This is a genomic window from Achromobacter animicus, from assembly GCF_040775605.1.
Lineage (GTDB): Bacteria > Pseudomonadota > Gammaproteobacteria > Burkholderiales > Burkholderiaceae_B > Achromobacter > Achromobacter animicus.
The window spans coordinates 1,358,489-1,369,741 of record NZ_JAYGJK010000001.1 but is presented as its reverse complement, the minus strand read 5'-3'; the positions used below and the strand labels follow the sequence as shown (position 1 = coordinate 1,369,741).

The 11,253-nt window shown below is 67.4% G+C and carries 7 protein-coding genes; all 7 read right to left on the bottom strand.

What is annotated here, in order from left to right; translation table 11 throughout:
• Positions 1–33 precede the first annotated feature (33 nt).
• Positions 34–1,530: an ABC transporter substrate-binding protein gene (locus tag AB3147_RS06135; protein ID WP_367351573.1), complete on the bottom strand. Its 1,497-nt coding sequence runs from the start codon at positions 1,528–1,530 to the stop codon at positions 34–36.
• A gap of 224 nt (positions 1,531–1,754) precedes the next feature.
• Positions 1,755–2,654 carry a LysR family transcriptional regulator gene (locus AB3147_RS06130; protein ID WP_175123026.1) on the bottom strand — a complete coding sequence of 300 codons (900 nt, stop codon included), beginning with the start codon at positions 2,652–2,654 and terminating at the stop codon, positions 1,755–1,757.
• Complete coding sequence (locus AB3147_RS06125) at positions 2,651–3,310, bottom strand: helix-turn-helix transcriptional regulator (RefSeq protein WP_175123027.1); 660 nt, start codon at positions 3,308–3,310, stop codon at positions 2,651–2,653. The genes AB3147_RS06130 and AB3147_RS06125 overlap by 4 nt, the downstream gene beginning before the upstream one ends.
• Positions 3,311–3,368: 58 nt before the next feature.
• Positions 3,369–4,826: an efflux transporter outer membrane subunit gene (locus AB3147_RS06120; RefSeq protein ID WP_367351572.1), complete on the bottom strand. Its 1,458-nt coding sequence runs from the start codon at positions 4,824–4,826 to the stop codon at positions 3,369–3,371.
• A 10-nt stretch (positions 4,827–4,836) separates the two neighbouring features.
• Entirely contained in the window at positions 4,837–7,938 is a 3,102-nt protein-coding gene (locus AB3147_RS06115) for a MexW/MexI family multidrug efflux RND transporter permease subunit (RefSeq protein ID WP_367351571.1), read from the bottom strand.
• A gap of 15 nt (positions 7,939–7,953) precedes the next feature.
• Positions 7,954–9,084, bottom strand: coding sequence for an efflux RND transporter periplasmic adaptor subunit (locus AB3147_RS06110; RefSeq protein ID WP_367351570.1), 1,131 nt, complete (start codon positions 9,082–9,084; stop codon positions 7,954–7,956).
• 176 nt (positions 9,085–9,260) lie between these two features.
• A complete protein-coding gene (locus AB3147_RS06105) occupies positions 9,261–11,234 on the bottom strand; it encodes a BCCT family transporter (protein WP_367351569.1) in 1,974 nt (657 codons plus the stop codon).
• Positions 11,235–11,253 lie beyond the last annotated feature (19 nt).

The following is an 11,253-nucleotide window of genomic DNA, read 5'->3' as shown; positions in this document are numbered from 1 at the left end:
GTGAAGAGGCCCGCATATGCGGGCCCCGAGGCATTACTTTTTCTGTACACCTTTTAGACGGATCAGACCGTCGGGGTACGGGACGAAGCCGTCCACCTTGGCCTGCACCCCGAACGTCCAGGGCAGGTAGAACAAATAGATAATCGGACGCTGGTCCTGCATCGCGGCCAGGACCTGGTCGTACATGGCGCGGCGCTTGGTCGTGTCGGCTTCGGCGCGGGCGTCGTTGAGCAGTTTGTCGACGGCGGGGTCGCAGAATTTGCCGTCGTTCAGGTTGCCCTTGCAGCTCAGGTACTGGTGGATGTTGCCGCTGGGATCGACCCGGCCCGACCAGCCGCTCTGCCCGATCTGGAAGTCGCCGCGGGCCAGCGAGGATTGCAGCGAGGCGAACTCGACCGGGCGCAGCGAGATGTCGAAGCCCGCTTCCGCACCCATGGCCTGCACCAGTTCAAAGACCTGCTGCATGGTGGTGTTATTGCCGAAGGTGATTTCGACCTTCACGCGGTCGTAGCCGGCTTCCTTCAGCAGCGCCTGCGCCTTCTTGGGGTCGCGGCCTGGGCGATCGAAGGATTTGTTGTACGCAAAGCTGGCGGGCGGGAACGGCTGGTGGGCGGGCTGGAACATGCCTTCGCCGATCACCTGGTTCAGGACGTCGCGATCGATGGCCAGATCCAGCGCCTGGCGCACGCGCTTGTCCTTGGCGAGCGGATGGTCGGCGCGCGCGCCGTTGGCCAGGTTCACGGAAATGGACTGAAAGCCCAGGCCCGTGACCGGCGCCAGACGCAGGCTGGCGTCATCCTTGACGGCCTTGGCGTCGCTGGGCGCCACGCGTTCGATGATGTCCAGGTCGCCGGCGCGCAGGTTGTTCAGGCGCACGGTGTTGTCCGGAATCGGCGTATAGACGAGGCGGTCGAAGTGGTAATTGGCCGCATCCCAGTACTTGGGGAATTTCTCGAGCACGATGCGATCGTTCTGCACGCGCTCCTTGAATTGGTACGGGCCCGAGCACACGGGCTTGCCGCCGGGGTCCTTGTCGAAGCTGGCGGGCGAAATCATCATGCCGGCGCGGTCGGACAGCTGCGACAGCAGCGAGGCATCCGGTTCCGACAGGTTCAGCACCACGGTGTGCTCGTCGGGCGCGTCCACGCTGGCAACGGTGGCCAGCTCGCTCTTGCGGTTGCTGTCGGGCAGCGTGCGGGCGCGGTCGAGGTTGGCCTTGACGGCGGCGGCGTTGATGGGGGTGCCATCGTGGAACACGGCATCCGTGCGCAGCTTGAAGGTCAGCGTCTTGTTGTCCGGGCCGACGGTCCAGGATTGGGCAAGCTGCGGCACGATCTTCAGATCGGGGGTGATGTCGACCAGCCTGTCGCACAACGAGGCGAACACGATGCGGCCGACAAAGGTGCGGGCGCGCGCCGGGTCCAGCACGTCCGGGTCGTCCTGCAGCCCGATACGCAGCGTGGACTGGGCGTTCGCCAATCCGGTGGCCAGCATTCCCGCCATGGCCATGGCGAGGCAAAGTTTACGCATGAATGATCTCCGTCGATACCGTCAGGATCTGTCGTCTCGTGCGCGGAGGCACCGCCTGGCTGGGAGCAACAGACCCCGGGACGCGCCGCATCGCCGGGCCCATCCCCCTTGTGCGCACGCTGTTTGTTGTTGGATTCTGCGCCAGGCGCGCGGCGATTGTATAGACCGGCGGGTGACGCGCCGCCCACTATACGCCCGTGGCGGCCGCCTTGCGGACGAAAGGCTCAGGGCAGGCGGCAAGGGGCCGAGAAATCGGCCGACGCGGCGACCGTGTCGCGCAGCATGGCGACCAGCGGCCGGGCGTCGTCGCGCCGGTACTGGAAGGCGTAGGGCAAGGCGGCCAGTTCGGGCTCGCCGTGCAGGACGCGCAGGCTGCCTTCGGCCTGGAGCTTTTCGGCCCAATGACTGGGCAGCAACCCCACGCCCGTGCCCTCGATCAGCAGCCCGACGATGGCGCCCCAGTTGTTGCAGCACAGGCGCTCGCCCGCGGATTCGCGTCCGCCGAGCCAGTCGTCGATGATGCGCGTGGTGCCCGCGCCTTCGGGCAGCGTGACGAGCGGCAGCCGGGCCAGCAAGGCCATCGTCATGCCGGTGTCGGCCGGTTGCAGCACCGAGGGCGCGGCGACCCAGGAGAAGTGCGCCTCGCCGATGGGCGATGACGCAATGCCGGCGCGGGAAGACCGGCCGGCGATCACGGCAAAATCCAGCTCGCCGTCCGCGACGCGCTGTTCCAGCACCTGCCCGATGTCCACGTACGGCTCCAGCACCAGCTCCGGGTAGGCCGCGCGCACGGCGCGTATCAACCCCGGCAGCCAGGTCAGCGCCGTCAGCTCGCCGACGCCGAAGCGGCAACGGCCGCGCAGACCCGGCATTTCGGTCATGGAGGCGCGGATCTGGTCGGCCGTGGCAAGCAGCCCGCGCGCTTGCGGCAGCAGGCGCTGGCCCGCGTCGGTCAGCACGGCCTTGTGGCCGCTGCGGTCAAAGAGCGGCTGGCCCAGCCCCTCTTCCAGTTCCGTGATGCGCTTGGACAGCGAAGACACCGACAGATGCAGCCGCTCGGCCGCCACGGCAAAACTGGCGCAGGTGGCGGCCCAGTAGAAGGCCTCGAGCTGCTTGAGCGTCATGGCCGCTGGCTGACGCGGTAGGCGCAGCGCCGCGCCCCGGCCAGGATGTGTTCTTCGCGGTCGACCTGCACGCCCTCGCCCAGCACCTTGCGGAAGAGTTCCAGCTCGCTGCGGCAGAAGCCCATACAGGCCTTGGCCGCGAAGCAGATGGGGCAATGGTTCTCGATGAAGACGAAATCCGCGCCGTCTTCACGCAGTTCCGCCATGTAGCCCTCGGCGCTGCGCACGTCGACCAGGCGCGCGAGCCGCGTCTTCAAGTCCGGCGCGTCCTGCATCGCCTGCTGGTAGACATTGAGCATGGCGCCTTCGCGCACCTGCACCAGCTTGTCGATGCCGTCATCGCCGAACACCTGGCGCACGGCCGCGATCATCTGCACCGTCATCTCGGCGTGCGTGTCCGGGAAGCGCCCATGGCCGGCCTGGGTCAGGAACCAGATCTGGGTGGGCCGGCCGCGGCCCGCGCTTTGGCTTTCGAAGTCGACCAGCCCGTCGGCATGCAGGCGCGTCATCTGCTGGCGCACCGCCTCGGCCGTCACGTCCATGGCGCGCGCGATGACCGCGATGGATTGCGGTCCGCGCGTCTTCAGGGTCATGAGCACGCGGTCCGCAGGCTGGTGCGGTGTCGCGGCGGCCGGGTGGGACAAGCTGTCAGACATGAGAGGTATCGATGCTCCGGAAGAAGGTTCCTATGGTGCCACGGACGGCTTGCGGTGGTCAGCCGGCGCCGGGCTGGCTTGCCGCCACGGCGTCGGCGGGCTGGGCCTGCCATCCGCCCCCCAGCGCCTTATATAGCGCAATGAGGCGCGTGTAGGACTCGGCTTCGGCGACGGCCACGGCGTCCTGGGCGCGCAAAAGCGTACGCTGCGCGTCCAGCACGGTCAAATAAGGCGTGCTGCCTTCGCGGTAGCGCAGCCGGGCCAGTTCCGCGGCCCGTCCGCTGTGCGCGGCGGCCTGCGCCAGGCTGCCCAGGCGCTGCTGCGTCTGCCCGTACTCGGCCAGGGCCTCCTCCACCTCCTGCACCGCCCGCAGCACCGCCTGCTCGTAGCGCGCCGCCTCGCCTTCCAGGCGCGCCTGGGCGCCGCGCTTGCGGGCCAGCGCCGTAGGCAGATGGAAGGCGGGCCAGCCCGCGTCGGCCGCCACGCTGAACCCGCGGCTAGCCGCCGAGCCGAAGTCCGCGCCGCGTAGCGCAACGAATCCCAGGAATCCGCCCAGGTCGACGCGCGGGTAGAGCTCGGCCGTGGCCACGCCCACGTCGGCATTGGCGGCGGCCAGGTTGCGTTCGGCGGCCAGCACGTCCGGACGCCGCGACAGCAAGGTGCCCACATCGCCGATGGGCAGCCGCGCCGTCAACGGCGCGAGCGGCGTCGCGGCATCCAGCGCACCCAGTTCCACCGGGCGCAGGGCCGCCAGCACCGCGATCCGGTACAGCGCCAGCCGGCGCGCGGTCTCCTGCACAGGGATGCTGGCCTGCACGGTCTCCAGCTCCGCCCGCGCGCTGGCCAGGTCGCCCTCGTCGCCGCGGCCAGCCGACACCATCGCCTGGGTCACGCGCAGGCTGTCCTCTTGGCTGGCGAGGTTGGCGCGCGCCACGGCCAGCCGCTGCTCGGCGCCGCGCAGCTCGAAATAGTTGCGCGCGACCTCGGCCGCCACCACGATGCGCGCCTGCGCCAGGTCGGCCGCCTGCGCCTCGCTGCGGGCAGCCGCGCCCTCGGCCGCGCGGCGCAGCCGGCCAAACAGGTCCAGCTCCCAGGTCGCGTCGAAGCCCGCGCGATAGCTTTCGGCCAGATTGCGCTGGCCGGCGACGCCGGGGTTCGCCTGCGACAGGCTGCGCGCGTAACCGCCGCCCAGGGTCACGGCGGGCAGTTTGTCCAGTTCCTTTTCGTCCAGTACCGCGCGCGATTCGGCAAGGCGCGCCTGGGCGATGCGGATATCCAGGTTGCGGGCGAGCGCCATGTCGATCAGGCGATCGAGCTGCGGGTCCTGCAATTGCTTCCACCAGTCGCGCTGGACCTGGTCGGTGGAAAAGAGCGCCTGTTCGGGGCTGGCCAGGACGACGGGCGCCGGGTTCGGCTGTTGGTAATCCGGCCCGACGGCGCAGCCGGCCAAGGCCAGGGCAACCAGCAGCACGACGGCACTGCGGCTCAGCCGGGGATAGCGGTGCAGCTTATTCATGTTCGATTCCTCAATGCGAGGCCGCGGCGCGCGCGTCCTCGGCGTCAGCCTGCGCCAGTTCACGGGCACGCGGCGTGTCGTTGGCCGCCCGGTGATCGCGGGCAAACACGGTGTAGACGGTGGGCAGCACGAACAACGTGAACAGCGTGCCGACCAGCAGGCCCACCACGATGACCAGCCCCAGGCTGTAGCGGCTGTGCGCGCCGGCGCCGGTGGCGAACAGCAGCGGGATCAGCCCCATGACCATGGCGGCCGTGGTCATCAGGATGGGACGCAGGCGAATGCGGGCGGCCTGCTCCATCGCGGCCCGCCGGTCCAGCCCGTGGCTGACCTGCATTTCGTTGGCAAACTCCACCATCAGGATGCCGTGTTTGCTGATCAGCCCGATCAGCGTCACCAGCCCGATCTGCGTGTAGATGTTGACGGTGGCCATGCCCAGCGCCAACGGAATCAGCGCGCCGCAGATCGACATGGGCACGCTCACCAGGATGATGAACGGATCGCGCAGGCTTTCGTACTGCGCGGCCAGCACCAGGTAGATGACGATGATGGCGAAGATGAAGGTGATCATCAGCGCCGAGCCTTCCTGCGTGAACTGGCGCGCGTCGGACTGCCAGTCGTAGCTGAAGCCTGCCGGCAGCGATTGCGCCTCACGCGTCAGGAACCGCACCGCGTCGCCCATGGTGACGCCCGGCATGGGAATGGCCTGGAACGTGGCGGCGTTCAACTGGTTGAACTGCGTGAGCTTGTTGGGCTCCACGCCCATCGACACCGACACCAGATTGGACAGCGGCACCAGCGCGCCCGAGGCGCTCTTCACGTGGTACTGCGCCAGCGCCTGCGGCGAGATGCGCTGCTCGCGCAAGCTTTGCGGAATGACGTCATACGAACGCCCGTCCATGCCGAAGCGGTTGACGTAGTTTTCGCCCACCAGCACCGCCAGCGTGTCGCCGATGGCCTTCATGGTGACGCCCAGGCTGTTCGCCTTGCTGCGGTCCACCTTCAACTGCACAACCGGATTGTTGTAGTCCAGGTCGCTGTCCACCACCATGAAGAGGCCGCTTTCGCGCGCGGCCTTCTTCAGGCTCTCCATGGCGTCATAGACCACGGCATAGTCCGACGCGCTCATCAGCACCATCTGCACGGGCAGCCCGCCGGTGGAGCCGGGCAAGGACGGCAGCTGGAACGCGAAGATGTTGCTGCCTTCCACGCCATTGGCCATCGCCTGCATGTCGGCCTGGATCTCGTCGGCCGAGCGCTTGCGGTCCTGCCAGTCAACAAAGTTCACGCCGCCGATGCTGTTGGACACGCCGTCGGAACCATTGATCAGCCAGCGTCCGTTCTGCTCGGGCAGCGTCTTCATGACGTCGTCCCACTTCTTGCCGAACTTCTCGACGTAGTCGATGTTGGCCTGCTGCGGCGACTTGATGGCGGTGAGCACCGTGGATTGGTCCTCGACCGGCGCCAGTTCCTGCTGCGCGGCGTTGTACAGGAACGGCAGGCTGGCCAATACGGCCACGGCCAGCACGCCGGTGACCCAGCGATGATGCAGCGACACGTCCAGCACGCGGCCATAGGCGTCGCCCAAGCGGCCGAAGAAGTGTTCCGCCTTGTGGGCCATCCAGCCGTCGGCCACCCGGCCGTTCAAGAGAAACGAGCTCATCACCGGCGACAGCGTCAGCGCGATCACGCCCGACACCACCACCGCCCCCGCCAGCGTGAACGCAAACTCCTTGAAGAGCGAGCCGGTCAGTCCGCCCATCAGCCCGATCGGCGCATAGACCGCCGCCAGCGTGATGGTCATGGCGATCACCGGCCCCGCGACCTCGCGCGCGCCGATCAGCGCCGCGCGCACGGGCGACTTGCCCTCTTCAATATGGCGGTGCACGTTCTCGACCACGACGATGGCGTCGTCCACCACCAGGCCGATGGCCAGCACCATCGCCAGCAACGTCAAGAGGTTCACGCTGAACCCGAACAGGGCCATGATGGCCGCGCCGCCCAGCATCGACAGCGGTATGGTCACCACCGGAATCAGCACCGCGCGCAGCGAGCCCAGGCACAGGAAGATCACCGCCACCACGATGACGATGGCCTCCAGCAGCGTCTGCGTCACGCCGTCGATGGACGCGCTGATGAAGCGGGCCAGCTCGAACGGCACCTGCACGCTGGTGCCGGGCGGCAGGTTCTGCTTGATGTTGGGCAACAGCTCGTTCAGGCGCTTCACGATGACCAGCGGATTGCCGACGGGCGTGGCGTTCAGGCCGAAGTACACGGCCGGTTCGCCGTCCATCAGACCGCTTGAATCCGTGGACGCCGCGCCCAGTTCCACCGTGGCCACGTCGCCCAGCCGGACAATGGCGCCGCCCTCCTGCTTGATGACGAGATCGCGGAATTCGGCCACATTGACGAGATCGGTGTTGACCTGGATGTTGGACACCACGTACAGGCCCTTGGCCTGTCCGGGCGCCGCCTGCACGTTGTTCTGGCGCAGCGCGTCGGCCAATTCGCCGGCGGAAATGCCGCGCGCTGCCATGCGGTCCGGGTCCAGCCACACGCGCATCGCCAGCTTCTGCCCGCCGTACAGCTCGACACTTGCGACGCCGTCGATGGACGAGAGCTGCGGCTGCACCACGCGCGACAGGTAGTCGGTCAGCGCGGCCAGCGACAGATTCGTGCTGGAAAAGCCCACGTAGGCCACGGCCGTCGCCTCGCCCGCGGACTTGACCAGCACCGGATCGTAGACGTCCTGCGGCAGGCGGTACTTGACCTCGTTGACCTTGGCCATCACCTCGGTCATGGCCTTGTTGGAATCGGCGTTCAGCTTCATCCGCACGGTAATCACGCTGCGGCCCTGCGTGGACGACGACGACAGGTAATCGATGCCTTCGACCGTGGCGACGGACTGCGCGATCGGCTGGGTCACGAAGCCCTGCATCAGGTCGGGCGAGGCGCCCGGATACTGCGTGGTGATGGTGATGGTGGTGCTTTCGGTCAGCGGGTACTGCCGGACGGGCAGCCCGCTCAGCGCCTTGATGCCCAGCAGCAGGATAAGCGTGCTGACCACCAGCGCCAGCACGGGGCGGCGCACGAAAAGATCGGTGAACTTCATGGGAGCCTCCGTGCCTTACCGGGCTTGCGCCACGGTCTGCCCTGGCGCGGTCAGCGCGACGGTGTCGTTCGGCAGGATTTCGACGGCGGCGCCGTTATGCAGGCGCAATTGGCCCGACGTGACGACCTGGTCGCCGGCCTTGAGCCCTTCGGTCACCACCACGCGGCCCCGCAGGCGTTCGCCGGTCTTCACATAGGCCTGGCGGACGGTGGGTGCCGCGCCGGCCGTGCCGGATTCCGGCGCGGCCACGACATAGACCGAATCGCCATAGGCGCTGTAGCTCACGGCCGTCTCCGGCACGGTGATGACATTCGGGCGGTCGGGCAGGCTGATCCTGCCCTGCGCATACATGCCGGCGGACAGCGCGCCGTCCGGATTGGCCAGCAGCGCCTGCACGCGGACCGTGCGCGTGCCAGGGTCAACCTGGGGCTCCACGGTCGTGACCTTGCCCTGGAAGGCACGGCCGGCGTGGGCGACCACCGTCACGGCCACCGGCTGGCCCACGCGCAGCGTGCCCAGCGCCTGTTCGGGCAGCGTGAGGTTGGCGTACACGGAGGACGCATCCGTCAGCGACACCAGCGGATCGCCGGCGCGGGCAAACTGGCCCAGGTTCACGCGGCGCACGCCCAGCACCCCATCGAACGGCGCCTTGATGCGTTTCTGGTCGATCAGCGCCTGCACGCGCCGCACGTCGGCAGCGGCCTGCTCATGGTCGGCCTGCGCCTGATCCAGCTGTTCGCGCGTCGCGGCCTGCAGCGGCACCAGCCGGCGCGTGCGGTCCAGCAAGGCCCGCGCGTTGCGCGCCTGGGCTTGCAGCCGCGCCAGCTCGCCCTGCTCGGGCGCGTCATTCAACTGCACGAGCAACTGCCCGGCCTTCACGGACTCGCCCGGCGTGAACAGGATCTGCGCGACACGACCGTCCACCTCTGCGGGCACCAGCACCTGGCGCGTGGCTTCCAGCGAGCCGATGCCGGCAAGGACGACCGGGAAGTCCGCCTGCACCGCGGCGGCCACGGCGACCTTGGCGGGCGGCATCGACCAACCGCCGCCCTGCGTTGCCGCTTTGGATTTCCAGTACATCGCCCCGCCGGCCACCGCCGCCACGGCCAGGGCGACGACCGCCCATGCTCCTGCCTTCACCTTCATTTTTCGCTCACTTTTTATTTAAACAAGAATTTGCTTGGATAATCCACGAATTGCGGTGGTTCGTCAAAGCAGCGAAAGCAATGAAGGGGATAGCGGCGGCCTATGGGCGAAAAAAAGGCCACGCGATGCGCGTGGCCTAAGAAGAAAAATGGAACGGGCGGATCAGCGCAATCGGCTCACCCGCGCACCATGTGCAGGTAATGACGATGCCGCTCGTATTGATCCAGGATGTCACCGATCACCGCGTCGCGGCTCCAGCCCATGATGTCGTAGTCCTGGCCGCCTTCGCGCAGATGGACCTCGGCGCGGAAATACTTGCGCTCGTCTTCGTCGGCCGCCTCGTCTGGCGTCAGGCTGGGCCGCACGAAGGCCTGCGGCTGGACGGCGTAGGAAAAGTCCAGATGTTCGCCGTGCGAGACTTCCAGGATCGCGCCGCCGCCGTCTTCGTCTTCGCGGACCTCTACGGCATAGCCCTGCTTGCGCAATTCATCGGCCACGTCTTCCAGGGCCGGCCGCACCACGTCAGAAATAAAGCGCAGCACGTGGGCGCGGCGCGGCATCATGACCATGTTGCGCAGGCGGCGTTCCCAGGACTGGCCGCCGCGCGCCGGCCGGGAAAGCGTGAGCGACTGGTAGCGGATGCCCCGCTTGGTCGCGTCAAGCTTGAGCGCCTTGAACAGCCCCCATAGCGACAGCAGCAGGATGATCGAGAACGGCAGCGCGCTGGCGATGGTGGCGGTCTGCAGCGCGGTCAGGCCGTCGGCCAGTAGCAGCGCAATAGCCACCGCCCCCATGGATAGCGACCAGAAGATCCGCTGCCACACCGGCGTGCGGTCCGCGCCGCCCGAGGCCAGCAGGTCCACGACCAGCGCCCCCGAGTCGGCGGACGTGACGAAGAACACGGCCACCATTGCAATCGCAAAGACCGATATCACGCTGCTCCAGGGCAATAACTCAAGAAACGCGAAGAGCGCCAGCGAACTGTCCTTATCCACCGCCTGTGCCAGGCCCTGGTCGCCGCCAACGAGGATGTAGTAGATGGCCGTGTCGCCAAACACCGTCATCCAGAACAGCGTGAAGCCGGCGGGCACCAGCAGCACGCCGCAGACGAACTCGCGGATGGTGCGGCCGCGCGAGATGCGGGCAATGAACAGACCCACGAACGGCGACCACGCGATCCACCAGCCCCAATAGAACAGGGTCCAGCCGCCCAGCCAATCGGTCGGCTCGTAGGCGTACAGATTGAAGGTCTTGTTGACGATGTCGGACAGGTAGGCGCCGGTGTTCTGCACAAATGTCTGGAACAGGAACACAGTGGGGCCGGCAATCAGCACGAACAGCAGCAGGATCACGGCCAGCACCATGTTGGCTTCCGACAGGATGCGGATGCCCTTGTCCAGCCCGCTGGCCACCGACATCGTCGCCAGGCTGCAGGTGATGACGATCAGGATGATCTGCGGCACCACGCCGACCGGAATGCCGAACAGGTGATTCAGCCCGCTGTTCATCTGCGCCACGCCCAGGCCCAGCGACGTCGCCACGCCCAGCACGGTGCCGATGATGGCGAAGATGTCGACCGCATGGCCGATCGGGCCATGGATGCGGTTGCCAATCAGCGGATACAGCGCGGACCGCAGGGTCAGCGGCAGCCCGTGACGGAAACTGAAGAACGCGAGCGTCAACGCCACCGCCGCGTAGATCGCCCAGGCGTGCAGGCCCCAATGGAAGAAGGTGATCTTCATGGACTCGCGCGCCGCCTCGACCGTGCCGCCCTCGCCCACCGGCGGCGACACGAAGTGCATGACGGGCTCGGCCACGCCGAAGAACATCAGCCCGATGCCCATGCCGGCGGAGAACAGCATGGCGAACCAGGTGAAATTACGGTAATCGGGCTCGCTGTGGTCCGGGCCCAGCTTGATGTCGCCGTACCGGCTGATCGCCAGGAACGCGACCGAGAGCAGAATGATCGCGACGACCAGGATGTAGAACCAGCTGGCGTTGCTGATGATCCAGGCCTGCATCGCGCCGAAGAGGTCCTGCGCCGCCTTGGGCGCAATGATGGCGAAGGCGACGAGCAGCACGGTGAATAGGGCTGCGGAAAAGAAGACGGGCCGATGGATCGTCGTGCCGGATCGGGATTCCGAAGTCATGGATGCACTCCTTGTGCCC